General features: G+C 68.7%; 20 protein-coding genes. 5 read left to right on the forward strand and 15 right to left on the reverse strand.

The window, feature by feature from the left end; all coding sequences use genetic code 11:
* Positions 1-72: 72 nt before the first annotated feature.
* Positions 73-906: a metallophosphoesterase gene (locus tag FLV34_RS12880; RefSeq protein ID WP_147943186.1), complete on the reverse strand. Its 834-nt coding sequence runs from the start codon at positions 904-906 to the stop codon at positions 73-75.
* 876 nt (positions 907-1,782) lie between these two features.
* Between FLV34_RS12880 and FLV34_RS12885 the strand changes: the two genes are divergently transcribed.
* Both FLV34_RS12885 and FLV34_RS12890 read left to right on the forward strand, forming a co-directional pair.
* Entirely contained in the window at positions 1,783-2,388 is a 606-nt protein-coding gene (locus tag FLV34_RS12885; RefSeq protein ID WP_142647614.1) for a bifunctional 2-polyprenyl-6-hydroxyphenol methylase/3-demethylubiquinol 3-O-methyltransferase UbiG, read from the forward strand.
* 120 nt (positions 2,389-2,508) lie between these two features.
* On the forward strand, positions 2,509-3,414 hold the full coding sequence (locus FLV34_RS12890) for a hypothetical protein (protein ID WP_147943187.1): 906 nt from the start codon (positions 2,509-2,511) through the stop codon (positions 3,412-3,414).
* Between the two features lie 323 nt (positions 3,415-3,737).
* Here the strand turns inward: FLV34_RS12890 and FLV34_RS12895 are convergent, their stop codons facing one another.
* The 5 genes from FLV34_RS12895 to drmA all read right to left on the reverse strand — a co-directional run bounded on the left by FLV34_RS12895 (position 3,738) and on the right by drmA (position 14,257).
* Positions 3,738-6,008 carry a DUF262 domain-containing protein gene (locus FLV34_RS12895; protein WP_147943188.1) on the reverse strand — a complete coding sequence of 757 codons (2,271 nt, stop codon included), beginning with the start codon at positions 6,006-6,008 and terminating at the stop codon, positions 3,738-3,740.
* Between the two features lie 95 nt (positions 6,009-6,103).
* A complete protein-coding gene (locus FLV34_RS12900) occupies positions 6,104-7,627 on the reverse strand; it encodes a serine/threonine-protein kinase (RefSeq protein WP_312845738.1) in 1,524 nt (507 codons plus the stop codon).
* A 41-nt stretch (positions 7,628-7,668) separates the two neighbouring features.
* Positions 7,669-8,427 (reverse strand): DISARM system phospholipase D-like protein DrmC, encoded by a 759-nt coding sequence (gene drmC, locus FLV34_RS12905; protein ID WP_260617252.1) that lies wholly within the window; start codon positions 8,425-8,427, stop codon positions 7,669-7,671.
* Positions 8,424-10,340, reverse strand: coding sequence for a DUF1998 domain-containing protein (drmB, locus tag FLV34_RS12910; protein ID WP_147943189.1), 1,917 nt, complete (start codon positions 10,338-10,340; stop codon positions 8,424-8,426). Before drmB ends, drmC begins: the two co-directional genes overlap by 4 nt.
* Entirely contained in the window at positions 10,340-14,257 is a 3,918-nt protein-coding gene (drmA, locus tag FLV34_RS12915) for a DISARM system helicase DrmA (protein ID WP_147943190.1), read from the reverse strand. Before drmA ends, drmB begins: the two co-directional genes overlap by 1 nt.
* A 198-nt stretch (positions 14,258-14,455) precedes the next feature.
* On the opposite strand from drmA, the gene FLV34_RS12920 reads away from it, so the two are divergent.
* Complete coding sequence (locus FLV34_RS12920; RefSeq protein WP_142647624.1) at positions 14,456-14,962, forward strand: hypothetical protein; 507 nt, start codon at positions 14,456-14,458, stop codon at positions 14,960-14,962.
* 126 nt (positions 14,963-15,088) lie between these two features.
* Here the strand turns inward: FLV34_RS12920 and FLV34_RS12925 are convergent, their stop codons facing one another.
* From FLV34_RS12925 to FLV34_RS12955, 7 genes are all read right to left on the reverse strand, one after another.
* Entirely contained in the window at positions 15,089-15,868 is a 780-nt protein-coding gene (locus tag FLV34_RS12925) for a DUF6082 family protein (RefSeq protein ID WP_147943191.1), read from the reverse strand.
* Between the two features lie 32 nt (positions 15,869-15,900).
* Positions 15,901-16,509, reverse strand: coding sequence for a DUF6879 family protein (locus tag FLV34_RS12930; RefSeq protein WP_147943192.1), 609 nt, complete (start codon positions 16,507-16,509; stop codon positions 15,901-15,903).
* Positions 16,510-16,513: 4 nt separating this feature from the next.
* Complete coding sequence (locus FLV34_RS12935) at positions 16,514-16,783, reverse strand: hypothetical protein (protein ID WP_147943193.1); 270 nt, start codon at positions 16,781-16,783, stop codon at positions 16,514-16,516.
* A 412-nt stretch (positions 16,784-17,195) separates the two neighbouring features.
* Complete coding sequence (locus FLV34_RS12940) at positions 17,196-17,615, reverse strand: hypothetical protein (protein ID WP_142647629.1); 420 nt, start codon at positions 17,613-17,615, stop codon at positions 17,196-17,198.
* 84 nt (positions 17,616-17,699) lie between these two features.
* Complete coding sequence (locus FLV34_RS12945; RefSeq protein WP_147943194.1) at positions 17,700-17,918, reverse strand: DUF397 domain-containing protein; 219 nt, start codon at positions 17,916-17,918, stop codon at positions 17,700-17,702.
* A 131-nt stretch (positions 17,919-18,049) separates the two neighbouring features.
* The gene (locus FLV34_RS12950) at positions 18,050-18,385 is read right to left on the reverse strand and encodes a hypothetical protein (protein WP_147943195.1); all 336 of its coding nucleotides are present in this window, start codon (positions 18,383-18,385) and stop codon (positions 18,050-18,052) included.
* Positions 18,382-18,600, reverse strand: a complete 219-nt coding sequence (locus FLV34_RS12955) for a hypothetical protein (protein WP_147943196.1) — start codon at positions 18,598-18,600, stop codon at positions 18,382-18,384. The genes FLV34_RS12950 and FLV34_RS12955 overlap by 4 nt, the downstream gene beginning before the upstream one ends.
* 178 nt (positions 18,601-18,778) lie before the next feature.
* Between FLV34_RS12955 and FLV34_RS12960 the strand changes: the two genes are divergently transcribed.
* The gene (locus FLV34_RS12960; RefSeq protein WP_142647637.1) at positions 18,779-20,026 is read left to right on the forward strand and encodes a transcriptional regulator; all 1,248 of its coding nucleotides are present in this window, start codon (positions 18,779-18,781) and stop codon (positions 20,024-20,026) included.
* Between the two features lie 12 nt (positions 20,027-20,038).
* Complete coding sequence (locus FLV34_RS12965; protein ID WP_142647639.1) at positions 20,039-20,755, forward strand: 5-formyltetrahydrofolate cyclo-ligase; 717 nt, start codon at positions 20,039-20,041, stop codon at positions 20,753-20,755.
* Positions 20,756-20,853: 98 nt separating this feature from the next.
* Here the strand turns inward: FLV34_RS12965 and FLV34_RS12970 are convergent, their stop codons facing one another.
* Together FLV34_RS12970 and FLV34_RS12975 are read right to left on the reverse strand one after the other, a co-directional pair.
* Positions 20,854-21,126: a helix-turn-helix transcriptional regulator gene (locus tag FLV34_RS12970; RefSeq protein ID WP_312845739.1), complete on the reverse strand. Its 273-nt coding sequence runs from the start codon at positions 21,124-21,126 to the stop codon at positions 20,854-20,856.
* Positions 21,044-21,712, reverse strand: a complete 669-nt coding sequence (locus FLV34_RS12975) for an HAD family hydrolase (RefSeq protein ID WP_142647641.1) — start codon at positions 21,710-21,712, stop codon at positions 21,044-21,046. The genes FLV34_RS12970 and FLV34_RS12975 overlap by 83 nt, the downstream gene beginning before the upstream one ends.
* Between the last annotated feature and the right edge of the window lies 1 nt (position 21,713).

Consider the following 21,713-nt stretch of genomic DNA (forward strand, 5'->3'; position numbering starts at 1 on the left):
TTGGGCACGGGAGACATAACGCGCGGCAGACGGGCGCGCCGCTCCGCGCCGGCCGCCCCGGGATCCGCCCGGTCACGGGACCGGCAGGATCTGACGCGGGCGGCCCGGAAGGGTGGCCCGGAGCTTCCACTCGCGCGGGTAGCCCACGGAGACCTCCTCGAAGCGGACGCCGTCGTGCCAGGTGGTCCTCGGGATGTGCAGGTGGCCGTACACGACCGTGGCCGCGCGGAAACGCAGGTGCCAGGCGGCGGTGGCCTCGGTGCCGCACCAGATGGCGAACTCCGGGTAGCGCAGGATCCGGGTCGGCTCGCGGACCAGGGGATAGTGGTTGACCAGGATCACGGGCAGGCCGTCCGGCAGCTCGCGCAGCCGCCGTTCGGTCTCCTCCAGCCGCGCGGCGCACCACGCCTGCCGTGACGGGTACGGGTCGGGGTGCAGGAACATCTCGTCGCTGCACACCACCCCGGTCTCGTACGCGAGGGCGAGCGCCTCCTCCGCGGTCCGCGCACCGGGGGTGCGGAAGCTGTAGTCGTACAGGACGAACAGCGGGGCGATCACGGCGGGGCCGCCGGCGCCCTCCCAGACGGGATACGGATCCTCGGGGGTCGTCACGCCCAGCGAGCGGCACACCTCGACCAGGCGGCGGTAGCGCGCCTCTCCGCGCAGGGTGACCGGGTCGCGGGGATGCGTCCACAACTCGTGGTTGCCCGGCGCCCACACGACCCTCGCCCAGCGTCCGGACAGCAGGCGCATCGCCCACTCGAAGTCGGCCAGGATCTCGCACACGTCGCCGGCCACCAGCAGCCAGTCGTCCGGGGATGACGGCCGCAGGTCCTCCAGGATCGCCCGGTTCTCCGGGTAGCCGATGTGCAGGTCGCTGATGGCGAGGAGCCGCCCGCTAGACAACGGCGGCCTCCCCGGACGCCCCCGCCTCGGCGGCCCCGCGTACGGACGCCGGCGCGCGGGCCGCGCCGCGTTGCCCGCTCGGGTCCATGGGCAGGTCCCGCCGCGGCTCGGAGATTTCGTCCGGACAATTCCATAAGAACTGTGTCATCGCCCCTCCATGACAGGCATGGGAGCACGGACACGGGCCGCGCGCCAAGGGCATGGGCCGGATAGACGGCCGGCCTCGGCCACGGCCCGGCGCTTTTCCGGCACGGTTGCCTCGATGCCCTCGTCGGCGAAGCCCGGCGGCATCCGCAGGTCGGTGACGACCACGGCGGGCGGATCCGGGCGCACGCGTCGATCTCGGCGCCGTGGCGCGCCCGGCCGATCACCTCGAAACCCATCTCGGTGAGGATGCGCGCCATCCCCTCCCGGAACAGCAGCGCGTCGTCGGCGACGATCACCCGCATGGCAGCACCGTCCTGAGCCGCGTCCCGCCACCGGCATGGCCGCGCACCTGTTCGCCGCGCTGGAGGCCGATTCCCGCGCGGCGGGCCGGCCATCTTCACGCTGCAGACCTGGAACGAGACGATCATCGACACGATCTGGGCACTGAGCATCGCGTTCCTCGCCGTCGCCGGCGGGCTCACCCGTACGGCCGGCAACCGCGTCACGCTCGCGCTCGGCCTGGTGGACGGGCTGGCCTACGCACGCCTCCGCCACCATCGCCTTCACCGACCGGTTCGACCCCCTGTTCCCGGTCGGGTCGCTCATCGGCGTCTGGGCCGTCGCCGTCGGCGTCGTGGCGATGATCCGGAAATGACCCCCGAGCGGCCGCCTGACCCGGTCGTCACCCCTCGGTGCCGATGGCCTCCTCCGGCGCGGGAGAATGCGGGCATGGTCGAAGAGAGCATATGGATGCGGAAGGTCGCCGCCGACCCCGGTCACTCCACCTGGTTCATCGAGCGCTTCCGCTCCATGGCTCGCGCCGGCGACGACCTCGCCGGGGAGGCCCGCCTCGTGGACGCCATGGTGCCGCGCCGCGCCCGCATCCTCGACGCGGGTTGCGGGTCCGGCCGGGTCGGCGGCGCGCTGGCCGAGGCCGGCCACGACGTCGTCGGCGTCGATGTCGACCCGGCTCTGATCGAGGCCGCGGAGCAGGACCACCCCGGGCCGCTGTGGATGGTCGGCGACCTGGCCGAACTCGACCTTCCCGCGCGGGGCATCGCCACGCCGTTCGATGCCGTCGTCTGCGCCGGGAACGTGATGACGTTCCTCGCGCCGAGCACCCGCCGTGACGTGCTGCGACGGTTCCGCGCGCACCTCGCGCCGGACGGCCGGGCCGCGATCGGCTTCGGCGCCGGCCGCGGCTACGAGTTCGGCGAGTTCCTCGCGGACGCGGCCGCCTGCGGGCTCGAACCCGACCTGCTGCTGTCCACCTGGGACCTGCGCCCGTTCCGGGACGACTCCGGCTTCCTGGTCGCACTTCTCCGCCCGGCCTGACAGGACGACCGGAAGGCCGAGCCGTCCTGTCTGGACTTCGCTGCTCCCGGAGTCCCTCGGGCGGAGGCATCCGGTACATCGCCGGCGGGTGAGTCGTGTCCGAGTGTCTTGAGGCCGTCATTGCTGTGCACATCCTGCGGGGGCGACGCCGTTCCCGACTGGGTCGTCTGCCCCCTGTGCGGGGCGGAAGAAAGTGACGCCCGCCCTGCCGGGGCGGCACCCGCCTCCCCGCCACCGCCGCGTCCGGGCCGGACGGCCGACCGGGTCGTCTCCGCCGCCCTGCTCGCGGGTGCCGTGCTCCACACCGTCGGGATCGCGACCGCTCCCCTGTTGCGGGACAACTGGTATCCCACCCTGTTCGCCTCCTCGCTGTCGCCTCTCCTCCTTGCCGTCGCGGCCGGGCTGTTGTGGTTCACCCGGACGGCGGCCGCGGGAGCGGGCATCGCGGTCGCCCACCTCACCGTCGCCTTCTCTCCCAGCGCCCTGCCGGCGCTGCGGAAGCCGCCACCGGAGACGGTGATCATCGAGAGTCTTCCGCTTCGTCTGGCCTGGTGGATCCTGATCGTGGTCCTGGCCGCCTCTCTCCTGGTGTGGCACCGCAGCGACCGGTTCACCTGGCGGCGGGACGGCAGAGCCTGGGCCCTCCTCGGGGTGCTGCCACTGGTCTACCTGGCCGGTCGTTGGCTGCCGCAGACGGCTACCCCGGTGGTCGGCTTCGGGGGCCGTGACTACGTTGCCTGCTGCTTCATGTTCGACGACCCGAGCCGGGCCCTGTACGACTGGCTGATCGTGGGGATGGCCGCCGGCGCCGTGGTCATGACGGTGCTGGCCGGGCTCGTCGTGAACCGGCGCCTGGCCGGCGGTCTGCTCCTCGGGGTGGTCGTGGCGCTCATGCCGATCGAGGTCACAACCCCCGAGGACGGGACCGTGCTACTCCCCGGGTTCTGGATAGCGCTCGCGGCTGTCGCCGCGATGACCGCCCTCGCCCTGGTGCTCCTCGCCTGGAAGGAGACGAGCCATCCCTGACGGCACCACGTCCATCCCGCTGATGCCCGGACGAATCGCGTCCCTTCGGCGAGCTCGAAGGCATGCGCCTCGTCGTCGGCGGACTGGATCGCGAGCACAGGCCCGAACACCTCCTCCTGTACTCCGCCACGAGGAACGTCGTGAGCGGGGCGACCTCCGCCGACTTGAGCACGACGCCGAAGCCCGCTTCGTGCTCGTCGGCGCCGACGTCGCCCTCGCCGCACGCGCCTCCGAGTCCCTCGCCACGACCTTCATGCACGACAAAGACGATTCGACCCGCCCCTCGCACTGACCCCCTACTCGACGGCTTCCTGGTCAGCGGGTCAGGCGACGGCGGCGCCCCAGCCGAACTGTTCGAGACGGTGCCGGGCGACCTCGGTCTCGGCGGGGGTGAACAACTCCGCGAACCTCGGCTGCACGACCAGAGCCTCGACCGTGAGGTCCAGCCGGCCGCGCTCCCACAAGGCCGCGAACCCGTCCGACACCGCCGGCGAGCGCAGCAGCCTGCGAGCCGTCGCCAGGCTGCCATGCTCGGCCAGCATGCTGAGGAAATAGGAGGCGTGATAGTTGGCCTCGCTCCGCGCCCGGTCGTAGACGGACCGCATCGCGGCGTCGAACTCGGCGTGCACGCCGCTGCTCGCCGTAGGCGGTGGGGCGACCGGCTCCTGCTCGTCTCCCGCCGCGGTCTCGTTGCGGCGCGTCGCGTAGCCGAGCAGCGCATCCACAGAGGTGAAGACCTCATACCCCAGCTCTTCCAGCCTCGGCAGGTCCGCCACCTCGGGGTCGAGCTCCAGGACGACCGGCTTGCCCTGGCCGGGCTGCAATCCGTCGGGCCAGAAAGCCTCGGCCATCGCCAGCGCCCGGCCGCTCACGGGGTCGGCGATCTCGCTGTCCAACGCCGGCTCGGCGTAGCCCAGCCGTGCCAGCTCCTCGACCATCGCCTTGATCTGGGCGGCCCGTACGTCGTCCTGCTCGTCGGCGATGACGGCCACCGGACGCAACTCTCCAACGGCCTCCACGGGGGCGGCGCCGTCACGCAGTTGCGTGAGGAAGGACTGGGCGGCCTGGGCGAGCAGCTCGCGCCGGGCTTCGAGGAAGTCGAGATAGCGGTCCACGCGCCACAGATCCGGATTCATCGGGATCCACTGGGAGGCGAGGACGCCGGGGTGCTTGTCCTCGGCCTCGGCGAAGTAGTCCTCCGGGCTCCGCTTTCCGATGGCGAGGTTGGTGTTCTGGGTCAGGAAGCAGAAGTTGGCGACGGCGTTGACGTGGACGCGGTCATATCCGGCCTTGTACAGCAGCGCCTTCGGGAAGATGTGATGCACCTGAAGTGAGGTCAGCTTGCCGAGCATCTCGGCGTGCAGCTCCAGCCCGCTGCCGAAGTCACGGGCGCCGTGCACCCGGGTGAGCATGTAGAGCAGCGGATAGAACCGCGACCCGCGCGTCGAGCCCTCGAAGTCGTGCGGCCTGACCTCCAGGTTGCCGCCGCGCCACCGTTCGAGGGCGGCGATGAGGCCGTCGATCCCGGATCGTTCCACGGTGTCGTAGTCCTGAGCCAGGATGGTCTCGGTGGAACCGGCGAAGCGCCCCCACAGCGCGGCGTGCACGTACCAGAACAGCACCTTGTCACGGTGGGCACTGTCAAGGAACGTTCCGCCGGGCGTGAGATGGAGCAGGCGGGAGACGACCGGGATCGCGTATCGGCCCATGAGGACCTGGTCGTGGTCGAGCCCCAGCCGCCCCGACACCGCACCGAGCAAGGTGTTCACATATCCGACCGACCTCGTCAGGGCCGTTTCGAACTCGGTGTCCGTCACGGTGTCGAGAGCCGTGAAGACGGCACGGCCGGTGGCGACGGCGGTGATGTTGCGCAGCAGCCAGTCCAGCGAGAAGTCGAAGCCCTTGGCCTGCCACTCGTTCAGATGGTCGCGCATGACCTGACGCGCGGGCGCCCACTGCGCACAGATCTTCGCCAGGGCCAGATCACCCTTGGAAAGGGCGGTTCCACCGGAGTTGACCCGGTTGAAGATGTCCACAACGACATCGACGTTCTTGTCCGGGCCGGTGATCTTCTCCTCGTGGAACTCCCGGTTCTCCAGATTCTTCAGCTTGTTCAGCCGCGCGATGTAGGTGGCGAACTTGTCCGAGTGCTGCGCGAACGCGCCGATGAACGGCTCCAGCCCCTCCATGAACAGGCGGGTGACGTCCACCCAGCGTGGATCGTCACGCATCTTCGCCGGGCCGTAGAACTCGAACGTCTCGTCCTCGACGTTGAAGCGCAGGCCGGTGAAGGCGGACGGGTCCCCGTCGAAGAAGGCCGGGGGCTTGCCGCGCATGATTCCGTACAACGACGTGATCCGCTGCTGTCCGTCCAGGAGCAGGAGACGCACGCCGCCGCCGGTCGCGGCGCCGCGGACGGAGGCCATCTCGGGCTCGGTCGCCCACAGCAGCAGACCGCCGACCGGATAGCCGCGGTACAGCGAGCGCATGAGCCCGCGAACCTGGTCGCGGGTCCACACGTACCCGCGCTGGAACTCGGGGAGAAGCACGGTGCCGTCGTCGATCTGGTGGAGGAGCACAGAGAGCGTGGCCAACAGTCCGTCCCTTGGTGAATCCGTTGACGATCTTCGGAACTTCACTGTAGGCACGAGCTCACCCAAGTTTCAGGCGGTCTTGTAACGATCCAGGGTCAGCGCGCCGTGGCGAGGCCGTTAAGCAACTCCCGGACCTTGCTGACGTTCGGGTGCCCCGAGCCATACCGACGTTCCAGGTCCGGCAGCAGGTCGCGCAGTGTCCGGCCGGCCCGGTCGCGGTCGCCCGCGCCGAGTTCCAGCAGCCCGATGCGGCGCCGTAGCTCAAGGATCCGGTCCTCGTCCACCCCGAACCGTTCCTCGTCCGTCAGCAGCCGCCGCATCTGTTCGAGAGCGAGCGCCGTGTCGCCCAGCGCGGCGTAACAGTTCGCCTCCATCAGGCGGAACCGCAGGACGAGATGATCGTCCTCACCTCTGCGAGTGGCCAGGTCGGCGGCCAGTCCACGGAATTCGGACGCGGCGCGCCGGTAGTCCCCGGCGAGGAACAGCACGTCGGCCAGCTCGATGCGCAGCTCCACCGCCCTGTCGTCCGTCGGCTCGATGGACCGGACGGCCTCCACCAGCAGTTCGGCGGCCTGCCGGAAGCGGGACTCGGCCTTGAGCGCGCCGGCTTCCCTCCGTACGCGCTGGATGTCCTCGCCGCCCAGCACCCGTCGCCCGGGTTCCCGGGCTTCCACCGCCGGCGCCTTCGTGGCCGTCACGGCGACCCGCCCGACGACGGCCGCGTACATCCGCACCGGATGGACGGCGGACCCGTCCACGAAACCCGGCAGCGGCGACAGGTCACGGCAGAACGGCACCAGCCGCTCGTAGACGAGCGCGGCGCTCTGCGGACGGTCCGCGGGCCGCTTGGCCAGCAACCAGAGGATCAGCCGTTCGAGGCCCTCGGGCACGTCCGGGCGCAGTTCGCGCACCGGCCGCGGCGGTTCGTCCACGTGTTTGCGCATGCAGGCGAGCGGAGTCCCGGCAGCGAACTGGTTCTCGCCTGCCAGCAGTTCGTGGAGTATCACGCCGAGGGAGTACAGGTCGGTCTGCGGGCTCGTCGTGCCGCTCATGGTCTGCTCGGGCGCCATGTACTCCGCGGTGCCGATGACGACGCCGGTGGCGGTCAGCTTGGTCGCCGACGGCGACAGCGCGGCCGCCACCCCGAAGTCGAGCACCTTGACCGTGCCGTCGGGGCAGAGCATCAGGTTCGCGGGCTTGAGATCACGATGCACGAGCGAGTTGGCGTGGGCGACGGCCAGGACCGAGCACACCTGGGCGGCGATCGCCGCGGCCCAGCCCACCGGCACCCGGTCCACTTCGGCGATCAGGTCGGTCAGCGGGTTGCCGTTGATGAGCTGCATGACGAGGTAGAGGTCGTCGCCGTCGGTGCCACAGTCGTAGACGGCGGGCACCCCCGGATGCTCCAGCCGTGCGGTGATGCGAGATTCGCGGACGAAACGCTTGGTCAGCTCGTCGTCCGGCATGCCGTCCGGAAGGCGGTCCACGCGGATGAATTTGATCGCGATCGGCCGGTCGAGCCGCTTGTCGTAGCCGAACCAGACCTCCCCCATCCCGCCCTTACGGCGCGAGTTCGGGTCGAGTTCGTACCGGCCACCGATGATCTTTCCCTGTGCCACCACACCCTCGTCTCACGCAACATTTTCACGAACTTCGCCTCCTATCGGAGACGCCGCAGCACACCACGGCCGCGCAGGCGGGCCACGTGCTGGGCGGCCCGCTGTGGTGCCGTGCCGCCGCGCACCAGCAGCCCGGCCTCGATGTTCCTCGTGACCCCCGACTGGGTCAGGTTCGCACTCGACACCAGCAGCACCCTCTGGTCGGCCACGGCGATCTTGGCATGCATCTTCGCCCCCTGCTCCGTGCGCGCGTCCACCGGCCAGTGCCACACCTGAACGCCCTCGGCGCCGCCGAACGCGTGCGCGGGCTCCGGGCCGTTCAGCGCCGAGCCCGCGCCCTGCAGCGTCTCGACCACCACCATCACGGTCACACCGCGCCCGACCGCCCCGCTCAGGGCCTTGAGCAGCGGCTCGTACGCCGCGGCCGAATACGTCATGAGGATCAGTTCGTACGACGCCTCGTTCACCAGGTCGACCAACACCTGCGCCGTGGAGCGAACGGGCACGGCGTGCGTCGCCGGGCCGGTCCACACCGATTCCACCGTGGTCGTGGCCCGGTGCCGCTCATAACCGGCGGCCACTCCACGCAGGTAGACGGCGGCCTCTCCCGCGGACATCCGTACGGACGCCAGGCCGGCCAGCACCCGGCGGGCGGCGTCGGGGAAGTCCGGCAGCGGCACCGCGTCGACGATCCCGGCCGCCGGACCGCCCTCGGCGATCCGGTCGGCCAGGGTCCGCAGGTGCACCGGCCCGATGCGCTCCACCGCGTCGGCCGCCGCCTTCTCGAATGCGCTCGTCACGGTAACTCGGGATAGATCGCCAGGGCCGGGTCGTCGATCGGCACCACGAACCGCCGGTCGAGGAACCGGTTGCCGCGCTCGCATGTGGTTTCGGAGACGAACAGGCACACGTGGCAGGCCGCGCCGTGCAGGAAGTCCTCCGGCGTACGCGGGAGCCGTTCGGAGCACAGCGGGTCGGACGAGCAGCTCATCGCCCCGGTGAGCGCCCGCTTGGTCAGCCGCACCAGCTCCTCGGGCTGGGCGAGCGACACCAGGCCGCCGAGCGTGCCCTCGGCGTCCGGCACGGCCGTGTAGATGAGGATCCCCGAGCGCTTGTCGTCCTCCGTGGTCCCCGCGTAGATCCGCTCGGCGAGGCTCGCGGAGTTGTAGCCGCATTCGAGCGCGATCGTACGGATCAGCAGGTGTGACAGCGTATGCAGGACGTAGTAGCGCGGGAGGGGCCAGTAGTCGTATCTGGTCGACTCGTCGAACGGCTGGCCGGTCCGGGCGGAGTAGCGATACTCGCGGAAGCGGCCGTACGCCTCCTTGTGCAGCCGCAGGGCCTCGGACTTCTCCACCTGCTTCTCCCACCGCGACAGCAGGTCCTCGGGCAGCCGCAGGAAGATGCCCTCGCCCCGGACCTCGCTCGCCGGCACCCAGGCCGGCTTGGAACGGGAGAGCGGCACCCGCTTGACGAGCGTCGGGTCCTCCGGGTCGGGAGCGTCGAGCCGGGTGAAGCCGATCATGGCCCGCACCTCGCGCAGCCGCTCGACCTGGACGACGTCGGAGTAGAAGCCCTTGAGCAGCGGTGGAACGGGCCCGTCCGGGGCCCGGTGGGCGGTGAAGTCGTCACTCGGCGGCGGCAGCACAGGGCTGGAGAAGATCTCCCACTCCGGAGTGAGCAGGTCGGGGTAGCTCTCCGGCCCCTGGTCCTGCCCTGCCGCCTGCTCCCCCCGGCGCCGTTCGATGGCCGCCCAGACCTCCTCGTCCGTCCATTTCTCGAACTCGAACGAGAACGGCGGAACCGTTCGCATGAACGGGAGCATCTGCGGGCCGGGAAGGTTCTCCAGGTTGGCCCAGAACTTCGCCACCTGCGTGTCGAGCTCGCTCCCTCCCGTCTTCGGCACGGCGAGGGCCGACAGCGTCTGCGCGAACCACTGGTTCGACGCGCCGACGACGAGCACGTACGGCTGCTCCTGACAGGGCGTGAACGTGCCGAGATGGGGGTGGCGGCCTCGGCACTGCGGCAGCTGGTCCCGGCCGCGCTTGCCCATCGCCTGCCGGATGTTTCGCTCCCTGCCGCAGCGCTGACAGACGATGCGCACGTTCGCGCCGATGTTGCCGCCGCGGTCCTCCATCAGCAGGTTCGGCTTGGCCGCCTTCTCACACGGCCGGCCCTCGTGGACGAACTCCAGGTAGGGGAAGTCGTCCAGGTGCCCGTCGGTGCAGGCCAGCACGAACCGAGCGCCGACGACGAGACGCTTCTTGTTGCCCTTGCCGCACTCGTGGAAGAACCTCGCCTCGTGCGGCTTGCTCGGCTTGTCGTTCTCGAAGCCGAACGCCCGGGAGTCGACGCGCGCCAGCAGGTTGCACGCGGTGCAGCGCATCCAGCCCGGGAACGGCACGACCGGCACACCGGTCCTGGCCGCCTCACCGTTGGGGTTCGTGTCGGTGCCCGGCATCCAGGGCGCGGGGCGCAGTTCCCGCACGGTCTTGCTGAGCAGCGATTGCACGGCCGACAGGAGCCGGGGCTCGGTGATGAGCGCGGGGTTGTTCTCCGGGTCCTCGGGTGCCCTGTATTGCCAGTCGTCGAGACCCTTCACCAGCACGGAGAAGTTCGGCAGGTCGACGAGCGAGCCGACCCCCGAGGTGAACATCAGGTGGCTGGGCCGCACCGCGCCGACCCGGCGCCGATAGGTGGAGTACGCGGCCATCACTTGCCCTTCCCGTCCATGGTGGTCACGCCCATCTCGTCGCCCACCGGCTCGTCGTCGGCCTCCCCGGCACTGCCGGGGAAGCCCCATTCCGGTGCGCCCACCGGCGCGAGGAAGATCTCGTCGTTCCCCGGCAGGAGCAGGTTGATCTCGTTTTCCGTCTCCCGCATCGAGTTGCCGACCGTACGGGCGTCCCAGCGGCCGTTGCCCGCCCGATAGAGCAGGCCGTCGACGATCTCCTTCGCGTGGCCCTTCTTCCGCTCGTAGCCGAGCCGGGCCGAGCCCTGCTTCGCCGCGTTCCAAAGGTCGGTGAGCGTCTTCAGCCGCTCGTCCAGGGCCTGCCTGCCGCGGGGGCTGCCCGCGACCTCGGCCCTGGTGAGGAAGCGCTCGACGAAGCGGGTCACGGCAGCGGCGTTGAGATCCACGTCCTCCGCGTCGCGATTGCGCGAGTGCGCCTCTTCGACGTTGCGTACGGCGGCGACGAACGCGGCGGTCGTGCCGCGGTCCAGCGCCCGCGCCGTGTACGGCGTGACCGACAACGCCTCCACCTGGCGATAGAACGTGGCGTGGTAGTGCTCGAAGTCCTCGTAATGCGCGAGGTCACGCGGGCGCGACCAGTTGTAGAGCGTGACCACCAGCCCGGGGCGCGCGGCGTCACGGCCGACCCGGGAGGACGCCTGGATGTACTCGGCCGTGTTCTTCGGCTGGCCGGTCATCACCATGAGTCCGAACCGGGACACGTCGACGCCGACCTGCAGCATCGACGTGGCGAGCACAACGTCGACGGGTGGCTGCGCGGACCGCAGGCTCCGCAGCGTCCGGTAGCGATCGGCGAGCGGATGCGCTCGCCTGCGCTTGGACTCGTCCCTCTCCCTCATGACCTCGGCGATCTCCTCGCGGCACTCCCGTCTGCGGCGCGAGGTGTCCAGCTCTTGGTCGAAGCCGATCTCCAGCTGCTTCAGCACCTCGCTGATGTCGCCCGAGGAGATGCGCGAGGTGAGCTCGACGATGTTCAGCAGGTCCGTACGGCCCGGCAGCCGGTTGGACAGCTTCTTGCGCCTGCCGTGCATGCGGATTCTGGTGGTGACGTCGTCGTCCAGGTAACGGCGCATGCCCGCCAGCTCACGGGTGGCGTTGAAATAGCCGACGAGCGTCATGTACGGATCGGCGGGCTCGCCGTACCGGTCGAAGAGCGTCTGCCCGGCCAGCAGCAGGATCTCGGCGAGCCGGATCTCTGCCTGCTTGAGGCGCACGCCGTGCGCGCACACGCCGAGGTAACGCCGCCCGGGGTTCTCCGGGGTGACCGGGACCTGCCGGGAGAAGAACGTGTCGGCGACGTCGATCACCTGCGGCGGGAACACGGCGAGCTCGCGGCCGAAGATGCCGAGCACCTGCGCGTCGGCCCGCTTGGTCGTCGCGGTCGACGCGATGATCTTCGGCCCGGTCGGCCTGCCGTCGACGGTCCACGTGCACAGCTCGTCCACGGCCGCCTCGAACAGGCCGACCACGGTGCCGAGCGCGCCCGAGATGAGGTGCAGCTCGTCCTGGATGATCAGGTCCGGCGGCCGGAGCCGGACGACGGGACGGCTCTCGACCTTGGGCAGCCTGCCCTTGGCGTTGTGCCTGCCACCGCAGCCGATCTGGTCGTCCATGTCGTCGTGCCGGTAGCCGTGCCGGGGGCAACGCCGGCTCACCCGGCCGAACAGGTGCCCGGCGAAGCCGCGCCACGGAAGCTGCGCCAGCTTGTCGACGGTCGCGATGACCAGGCTGGGCGTCAGCCGGTAGATCTCCTCGTCCACGGTGAGGATCGGCAGGCCCTCGCGCCGCGCGTACGCCTCGTCATCACTCGTGACGGACGGCAGGGCCCGCAGCATGCGGTTCTCCCCCAGCCGGGAGAACGGGCACGGTTCGGCGTCGCCCTCGCTGCCGCGCCCGCAGTAGAGCAGCACGCGCCGACGGTCCTCGTCGAGGTCGAGGTTGACGTCCGAGGCCAGCTTCTCGCCGCACCAGGGGCACGACAGCGTCTGCAGAACGTTGGTCTCGCGGCTGGACTCCCTGGCCTCCTGGATCTGGTCCCTGGCCGGGCCGAACCAGTTCGGCGAGACCGCGCTTCCCACCCACAGGCCGATGCGGAACGGCTCCTCGCCCCACGTCGCCGGGTCATCGCGCCGCAACACCTCACAGGCGCACACCAGCGCGGCGGCTCGCTGGAACTGCTGCGCGGTGAGCAGGCGCAGCGTGTAACGCATCAGCACCGCCACGCCGTCCAGGCCGCTGCGCGCCTCCGTCCCGGACCCGACGACCTTCTGCAGCCGCCGGATCGCGAACGTGTACGCCGTGAGGCCAAGATACGCCTCGGTCTTGCCGCCGCCGGTCGGGAAGAAGAGCAGGTCGACGGTGGCCGTGTGGTCGGCGGCCCGCTCCGGGTGCGCGGGATCGGTCAGCGAGGGCAGGTTGAGCAGCATGAACGCGAGCTGGAACGGCCGCCACGACGCCGCCTTCGCACCCTGTGCGTCCACCTCCGCCATGGCCTGCTCGTAGCTCAGCCCTTGTTCGTCGCGGAGCTTCGCCATCGCCGTACGGCGCCGCTGCAGCGCCATCGCCTCGTTGGCGAACTTGAACGCCGCCAGCGCCTGTCCGTGCCCGTCGGTCGTGGCCTGCGTGAGCAGCGCGATCCCGGCGCGGATGCGGTCGGCGGCCCGCCTCGCCTTCAGGACGGCGACCTCGGCGGCCTCGCGCAGCGGCTCGGGCAGCTCGGGGATCTTGAGGTATTGCTTATCGAGCCAGGCCGTGTAACCGTCCGCGAGCGGCGTGAGCCCGGCGGCGAGCTCCTCGGGCGAGGCGTCCGCGAGGGCGTCCATCGACAGCTCCACACCGGCGAGGGGCGTGCCCTGCCCCACCGGGGCGACCGTCGCGGGCACGTCGTGGTGTGGCAGCCAGGTTGTGCGCAGCTCCGTCGCCCGCCGCTCGCCAGGGGCGACTGTCGCGTGTACGGCGACGTTCCGGCCGACGGCATACCTGCGCTCGTTCCGGTAGAGCAGTCGCAGGTGCTTGTCCTCCAGATCCTCCTGATCGCCGTCCTCCCGGCCGCCGTCGAGAGGGTCGTCGATCGGGAGGAAGACGTCCGCGGGTCCGTCCGACGGAGCGGCGGCGACGAGCTCGGGCTGGAACAGCCACGCGGTGTCGGCGCTCGTGTCCGGCTCGATCTGCTGGTTGACCAGCGTCATCTCGACGACGCGCCGGTGGTCGGGCCGGGGCCGTACGGCGACCGCGAGCAGGACGCCGGGCTCGTCGGCACGTTCCATTGTGAGAGGGATCTTCTGGGTGGGCTCGTCGAGCCGGATCGTCATGCGGTGCTCGACCGGCCTGCGCCCCCAGATGCGTTCGGTCCGCGACTTGCCGTTGGCGCCCTCGATCTGGGTCTCGGCCTTGACGTACTGACCCCAGCGGGCGGTCACCGCAAGGGCGTCGAGGTCGGCGGGCACCGCGAACGACATGCCCATGGACGACGCCCACAGACGCCCGAGGTTCTGCGGCGTCAGCACGTCGGGCAACTCGCCCTCGGCCCCGTCACCCTCGGCACCGATCTCGATGTCCGGCAGCTCGTCGGCGTCTTCGGCGACCCGCTTGGGCGACGGCTTGGGGCCGAGCATGCCGACCAGGTAGCGCTCGCGCGGGCCCAGCGACCGCGGCGGCAGCTCCTCGAAGTCGCCGTCGTACGGCCCGAGCAGGTCGCGCTCGACCAACTGCTGGAAGGCGTCCCTGACCTCGAACGGTGTGACCGGCGGGAAGTCCTGCGGCACGTCGAGCGGATGCCGCGCCTCTTCTGTGGGCTTCGCCGCCGCCTCGTCTCCCGGGCCGAACAGGTCGCCCTGGTCTGCTCCTGCGGCGAACAGCTTCTCCTGCCGATCGAACACGTGGGGGTGTCCTTCCCTCGCCTGATCTTTGGCGCAACGTTAGTTGCTCTTGGTAAGCATCTGCATGACGCGTGGCCGGATCGTAAGGTTGCCCTCGATCGCTGGTCGAGACTCCTTCTACCGAGAAGGAAGACAACGATCCCGAGCAGGTTGTCGCCCCTCGACGCACACTCGATTACCGGCTGTAACCTCCTGGCCATGACAGCGATCGACCGCGGAGCGCTCCTGGGGCTCGTCCGCGCCCGCCCCCTGCTCGCGGCAGAGCTTCTCGGGGCCGTCCTTGCCGCCGGCGGGAAAGGACCGATCGACGGGGAAGCGCTCCGGAGACGGCTCCCCTGGACGGACCTCGCGAGCACGGACGCGCCCACCCTGGCCTCCCCCTGCCAGGGGATCATGGCCGACGCATGCAGGGCTCGCGCACACGAGGCGGGAGCCGCGTTCGAGGGGTTGATCGCGTTCTTGCGCGCCCGCATCGCGGAGGGTTTCGACCAGGCAGACAGCGCTGCGGACGACGGGGAGCCCGGCGTCCACAAGGCAGAGCGGGATCTGGCCGCGAAACGGGACCGCGTGGATTTTCTGGAGTCCGTGGTCGTCCACGGCCTCTACCTGACGGTCGAGGAGCACCTCCAGGCGGAGCACCTGCTCAAGCTGGAGGCTTCGGCGTACGACTGGCACGACGACTACGAGGACGCCTGGCAGCCCTGAGTGGCGAGCCCGTCGAGCGAAGGAACCGACTCGGGGCCGCAGTCCGTCGGCAATGGTGGTGACGTACGTGCCCCGCACGTTTCATTGCGCAGACGCCGTGAGGCGTTTGCGCAATGAGGGGCGAGTTCACGTGCGCCGCTGCCGGGACAGGGATGCTGCCATCTTGCGCAGGATGTCGATGACGAGCACGACACCCAGCACGGCGAGCAATCGCGTCAAATTGGCCTCACTTACGAAGCGCCGTTCGATGTTCTCCTTCGCATGAGGAAGCGGATCGGCGCTGCCGGGCGGCTCCCAGACAGGGGCGATCGGGTTCAGGCGAACGACTTCTTGGTATTCGGCGTCAATGATCCGGTTGAAACGGCGCTCCCGACGCGTGCCCGAGCTCGACATGCGCAACGCTCTGACGTCTTGCCAGAACCTTCGACCGATCGGCCCTTCGAGGACCGTGCGAGAAATCTCCCGCAGATGCGTTTCGGTGATTGCCCGCAGCTCCCACATGAGCAGCCAGTGATTGAAAATCATGTTGACGTACATGTGCGCCTTTTGACCGTCCTCCTCATCCGCAGAGAAGAAGGGCCCCCAACATGCACGATAAAGCGGGTCGTCCATCGCCATTCTCATCAGGTCGCCGTGCAGCGCTCGCAAGGCCTGTTCACGAGTGGCCTTGGTCTCTCTCGCCTGCAGAATCAAAGAGAACGACACACCGATCAGGGCGAATACCGACAAGAGTGCGGACGCCACTCCATAGGTCTGCCCTATGTTGCTCAACAGCAACCAGTCGTCACGCTTGGCTTTCAGCGAGTCGAGAAACAGTGGCGAGGAGATGACGAGAACGGAGATGAGAGCAATGGACGCGAAGAGGATTGTGCTGATGACGAAGCGACGACCGATGGCACCGGCCATGCGAGTGATCGGACGTCGCTGATTCATTTGGATCAGGCGATGGGAGTGCCGGACTGTTGCAGAGGCGGAGGAAGAACCGCGCGTTCCTCGTTCAGATAGGGAAGCAGATCCCGACCCACGATGAACAAGCTCTCCACGTCGCGTCGGCAAGACTCGATCAAGGCTCTGCCTACGATCTTCCTTGCTCCCGTGAGCGTGCCGTCCGGTGTGTAGAGGACCTCGTACATCACCATCGAATCCAATATCACCAGCTCAGGCAAGCGATAGGTGAACCCGTGAGCCGGCAGGAGATCCGAGTCGATGACCCTGATATCTTCACCGGCCTGCGCCCGATGACGAATGTAATAGAGTTCCCACTGGATATACGGAGTGAAAGGTTTTTCGACGATACGCACTCGCCGCATTTCAAATCCATGCACCTGTTTTACAGGTTCCTGGATCTCTTCGCGACGTTCGTCGATGAGACGTATGGCTTGGTTCCAGTCCCCCGAGTCGAACGCCCGCCAGCTGGAGTCGTCCGGCTCCCGGAAACTCTGATAGGTCTCCAGCTTCCAAAAGACATCCTGCAATCTTTGGAAGTACGGCCAGAAGTCGGAGAGGTACTCTTCCGAGGTCAGCGTGACGGCCTCCGCCTCGGCCACATTCCTAAGCATCTGGAATATCCGGCTTGGCGGCGACGATCATGGTGCGGGGAATGACGACCAGGCGCTCGTCGTCGCCGACGCTCACGCCCCATGGGAGCCGGTCAGCATAGGCATGGGTGAGATCCCGGCCGATTATGGCGATATCTCCGTTGGACAGCTCCCAGATGTCAGGACACGACGGGCTGCCGGTTGTTTCACCCAGTTCGAGCGCGGATTTGCCGAGACGTCTCCGAAGCTCCGCCGTAGCGTCGGCTTCCCATGGACGAGACACGACATACCTCTTTTCCGCCGATACGGGTTGCCCCGAGTGTCGCACGGGATGACAGAACGGGCAAGCATCAACCGTGGAGGCCACTAAAAGTAGGCGGGAAGCATCCGCATATCGCGGATTTATTGCTGTCACTCGATCTGTCGCAGGCATCCTATGCCCCAGGGATTGCCCATGCAACAGTGATCGCATGGCCTGCGGTAGAGATTGGCACGCGTGAAGTATCAACGCGGCTACAGCCGCCGCATACACAAATAGGACAGCGTCCTCTTTTGCCCGTTTCCACTTTTCTGACCAGAAGAGAATCAGATAGTCCTGCCCTACCTGCCGATTTGCAGAGAGCTTGCGCCCGCCGACCACGAACGACGGCGACCCGAAACGCCGGCCATGACCGGAGACCGGCCGGGAGGGCGGTTCAGGTGGCGGGGCAGCGGTGGGCGGCGTCGCGGTTCGGGGAGCAGCAGATGACGGCGCAGGTGACGAACCGGCCGCCGCGTAGCCAGATGCCCCATTGCACGTCCAGTCCGGCGGCCAGGGCCTCCCCCGCGTTCTCCAGCCGTAGGCCGAGCCCGATGCGCACCTCGTCCTCCGGCCGCAGGAACTGCGGCTCGGCCGCGCGGTAGCGCCCGGTCAGCCACTCCAGTGCCTCCCCCACCGACCCTGGCGAGGCGTCGATGCGGCTGCGTGGTTTCAGCAGCCAGTCGCACGGACGCATCGGCGGTAGCGGTGAGGCCAGGAACGGCCCGGGGTCGCCGGACGGCGGGGGCGGGCGGCGTTCGGCCTCGTTGCGGCGGTCGTCGCCGATGCCCGTCCAGGAGTAGCAGTGCAGATGCATGTGGCCTCTCGGACGTGGTCGTTACAGTGGGGTGCGGTCCCTGCCTGCTATCACCGGGCAGGGGCCGCACCCGGCCTCGTAGGGCTACAGGAGGGCGGTCATCCCGGCGGCGCGGAGTTCGTCGCCGGTGAAGCGGAGCGTCCCGGCGTTGGGGTTCTTGCTGTCACGCAGGGCGAAGGCGTCCGCCGCGCCGGGGATCGGGGCGATCTCGACGCAGGTCTCCTGCTCCTCCTCTTGCTGGTTGCCGCCGCACAGCCGGCGGAACCGCACCCCGGCCAGGTCACGCTCGTACAGGTCGGTCATCCCATTCCTTCTTCCTTGTCGTTCCGTCCCCGCCTCGTGTGGACGGGTTCCTCTGCAGCGGGCGGCCTGCCGCCAAACCCCCTCAGGTGTGCGGCAGGCCGCCCGGACCCCGCCTGCTCGGCGGGGAGCCCTTATCGGGCCTGGCCGGCGAGCAGGCGGCGCCACCAGCCGTAGGCCTCCTCGCGCCGCCAGCAGCGGGCCGTCCAGGACACCGGCGGCACATCGTGACGAGCAAGGGCGTGGCGGCGGAACTGGTAGACGCCGCCGCAGCGGACCAGTTCGTAGGAGGTCATCTGGCAGGCGCAGGTGTGGGCGACGACCCGGCCGCGTCCGAGGCTCTCCTCGATCCACCACAGCCTCGTCCAGCCGGGGCGCGGCACGGCCGGATGCGGCGACACACCCGGACAGTCCTCGTCGCCGTCCTCTTCCGCGGCGGTGACGTCGAGCACCGCGGCAGGCGCGGTCACCGGGCCGCCTGCTCGGCGAGGCCCTCCTGTACGGCGATCACCTGGCACAGCTCCACCAGGTCGTCGGCGTCGACCGTCCGGTGCGCGCCCGCCTCCTCCACGGCCGCGGGGAACGGCCGCTCGCGCGTCGCCCACAACCGCCCGGCGTCGCTTCGCATGATCCGCCACCCGGCGAACACCGGACGGGCGGCGGCGACAGTCCTACTCTGTGTCATGGGTCAGGACCACCATCCTGATCAAGGGGTCCGCACGGCGGTCGCAACGCCTGCGGACCCCGCTTGTTCGCGTCGTCACCTCCAAGTACAACAGTGCGTAATCTCTCCATCACAGATGTTGGTAGGGGACACTAAGGGCGGTCAGGACGCCCCCGGTCTGACGAAAAAGGTGCACGCAGTGGACGCCGAACTCCCCCCATGGGCCGTACGGCTACGCGCCGAGCGGCGCAGCCGGCTGTGGAGTCAGAAGGAGATGGCCCGCCGTCTCGTCGAGGCCGCTGACGACGAGACGCGCAAGGGCCTTCCCTGCCGGGAGACGATCGTTCGCCGGATCAAGGCGTACGAAGCTGGTCACAACCAGCCGCGCGATCCCTACCGGCTGCTGTACACGCGAGCCTTCGCGGTGAGCGAGGAAGACCTCTTTGGCGAGCGAATATCGCCCGGCAACGAAGCACGGGAGAGTCTGCCCGACGAATACAGAGCATCGGCCGACGAGCGGCTGAACTATGTGATGGAGCGTCCGGGTAGCGTCGATCTGGTTGCGGTCGCACACGTACGCGAGCGGGTTCACGCCCTGGCTGCGCGGTACGACAACGTCTCGGCAGCATCATTGCTGGTGGAGGCCGCGCGGTACTTCGGTCAGGTGGCCTTCCTCCGAACGCACGCCTCTTCCAGCCTCGTACAGCGCGAGCTATGCACGGTGGAAGTTGAAGCCGCGACGCTTATGGGGCAACTCGTCTGGGATACCTCCCAACGACGCGATCACGCGACCACCCGCGCTTACCTTGCTCAGGCAATAGCGGCAGCGAGGCAGATTCGGGATGGGGCCGCCGAAGGGCATGCGCTCCTGCGTATGAGCTTCGTCTCGCTCTACACGGAGAAGAAACCGCAAGTCGCGCTCGACCTGGCCTTGCAGGCAGCCGACCGCGCCGCGCACAGCAGCCTGGTGCTGCGGGGTCTTGGACTGCTCCACGTCGCCGAGGCATACGCGATGCTTGGACGGCGATCGGACTGCGAACACGCTTTGGGTGAATCCGAGACGTGCTTCGAGCAGATCAGCCCGGTAGACGCAGCGATCGAGATGTTCTCACCTGCCCAGCATGGCCGGCTCGCCGGCTCGTGCTACCTGCTCCTCAACGACGCCAAGCGAGCGGAATCGATGCTCGAAAGCGCTGCTCAGTCCCTCCAGGATCGTCCGAAATCCCAAGCGATCGTGCTCGGCAACCTGGCTCTTGCTCGCCTTCGACAAGGGGACCTTGAAATGGCAGCGGCGTCGCTCCACGCCGCCATCGACCTCATAGAAACGACACGGGGTGGCGGTGGGCTGAACGTCGTGTTCAGCGCGGGCCGCGAGCTTCAGCCATGGCGGGAAATGCCGATTGTTCGAGATGTGTTCGACCGGTTGTTTGCGCTCGTCGCTGCCTGAAGGGTGATCGCAATGGTGAAAGACCAGGCCAAGCAAGAGGTCCGGGAGCGCGTGTGGGCACTCTTGGAGCAGGAGCGCGTCGTCCCACCCGGTGTTCGCGGTCGCATCCCGGCATTCGTCGGAGCCGAGGCCGCCGCCGAACGGCTCGCGAAGCTATCGATCTGGTGGGAGGCGGCGGTTATCAAGGCCGTCCCGGACAAGGCGCAGCTTCCCGTACGGGCGCGGGCCCTGGCCGAAGGCAAGCTCGTCTACATGGCCGTACCCAAGCTGGCCGAGGCACAGCCGTTCTATCTCCTGGACCCGGCAGCGCTGACGGTGCCCGCGACCGAGGCTGCATCCAGCAAGATCGCCGCAACCATGGCACGCAGAGTCGACGTAGAGGAGATGCGGCCGGTTGACCTGATCGTGTGCGGCAGCGTCGCTGTGAACCGGCAAGGCGTCCGGCTCGGTAAGGGCGCCGGCTACTCCGACATCGAGGTAGCGCTGTTACACGAAGCCGGGTTGATCGGCCCGGATACGACGATCGTGACGACGGTGCATTCCTTGCAGGTCGTCGCTGGAGACCTGCCTGAGGCCGAGCATGATTTCCGTGTCGATTTCATCGTGACGCCCGACGAAGTCATCGAATGCGGACCGCCTCGCCGACCTCGTGGTCTCTACTGGGAGAGCCTCCCCCAAGAGATGATCGACGCGATTCCCGCGCTCGCAACTCGCCGTTCGCGTGGTTGACGAGCGACCGAGGCCGAAGGAATGGGCCCGGCGGGCTCCTGGCCCGAACCTGGCTTGTCACGAGAGCGGGTGGGAGCCTGGTTATCGGGCCTGGCCGGTTAGCAGGGCGGCGCCACCACGCGTACGCCTCCTCTCGCGATGGCGTAGAGCACGTTGTCGCTCGGGTTCCGGCTCCCCTGCTCCAGCTTACGGATCATGCTGCGAGAGACATCGGCCGCCCGTGCGAGTTCGCCCTGCGTCATCCGGCGCGCGGTGCGGACTGCGGCGATACGACCTCCCGGGCCGTCGTTACGACTCCGCGCCACGACCATCGCTCCGCCCGAATGTGGACAGCAGAGCTGGGAGGTCGGCAAGACCGTCGATTCGTACATCAGCCGGTACGGCCGGATCGTTGCCCCAGAGGAGCCCCCACGGTCCCCGTCTGATCAGACAGCTCGCAAGACCTGCTTCCTTCGCCGGCACCACATCGTTGACCGGATGATCGCCGACATAGAGCGTCTCTCCAGGAGAGACCCCGGCGAGCTTGACAACACGATCGAAGAACGCGGCGTCCGGCTTGGCCACTCCCCATTCTCCAGAGGTGGCGATGGCGTCCACGGGAAGACCCAGCCCGCGTAGCAGACTGCCCGCCTTAACCGTCTGGTTCCCGGCGACGCAAACCCGCAAGCCCATGCGTTGCAGTGCCTGCAGGCTGTCACGAACATCGGGATATAGGTCGGTCTCGTCGAGAAACTCACCCCGACCCGAGTGCTCACGTTCCCGGTACGCCGCCTGAAGGTCGATACCGGGCCGGATCATGCGGATGGCTTCGGCGTTGTCCAGCCCGAGTGCGGTCACCGCACCCACGAGAGCGGACATCGTATGACGGGGGACGCCGAGCCAGTCCGCCCATGATCCCCAGTAGCGGTCATCGCGGACCAATGTCTCGCCAATGTCGAACACCACAGCCTTGACCACA

The sequence above is a fragment of the Microbispora sp. CSR-4 genome (assembly GCF_008033685.1).
GTDB lineage: Bacteria > Actinomycetota > Actinomycetes > Streptosporangiales > Streptosporangiaceae > Microbispora.

What these genes read in the sequence shown, in the direction of transcription:
- FLV34_RS12955 (WP_147943196.1), bottom strand. Translation starts at nt 18,600, where the DNA reads ATGACACAGAGTAGGACTGTCGCCGCCGCCCGTCCGGTGTTCGCCGGG.
- FLV34_RS12940 (WP_142647629.1), bottom strand. Translation starts at nt 17,615, where the DNA reads ATGCATCTGCACTGCTACTCCTGGACGGGCATCGGCGACGACCGCCGC.
- FLV34_RS12925 (WP_147943191.1), bottom strand. Translation starts at nt 15,868, where the DNA reads ATGGCCGGTGCCATCGGTCGTCGCTTCGTCATCAGCACAATCCTCTTC.
- FLV34_RS12885 (WP_142647614.1), top strand. Translation starts at nt 1,783, where the DNA reads ATGGTCGAAGAGAGCATATGGATGCGGAAGGTCGCCGCCGACCCCGGT.
- FLV34_RS12945 (WP_147943194.1), bottom strand. Translation starts at nt 17,918, where the DNA reads ATGACCGACCTGTACGAGCGTGACCTGGCCGGGGTGCGGTTCCGCCGG.
- FLV34_RS12970 (WP_312845739.1), bottom strand. Translation starts at nt 21,126, where the DNA reads ATGTACGAATCGACGGTCTTGCCGACCTCCCAGCTCTGCTGTCCACAT.
- FLV34_RS12920 (WP_142647624.1), top strand. Translation starts at nt 14,456, where the DNA reads ATGACAGCGATCGACCGCGGAGCGCTCCTGGGGCTCGTCCGCGCCCGC.
- drmB (WP_147943189.1), bottom strand. Translation starts at nt 10,340, where the DNA reads ATGGCCGCGTACTCCACCTATCGGCGCCGGGTCGGCGCGGTGCGGCCC.
- FLV34_RS12965 (WP_142647639.1), top strand. Translation starts at nt 20,039, where the DNA reads ATGGTGAAAGACCAGGCCAAGCAAGAGGTCCGGGAGCGCGTGTGGGCA.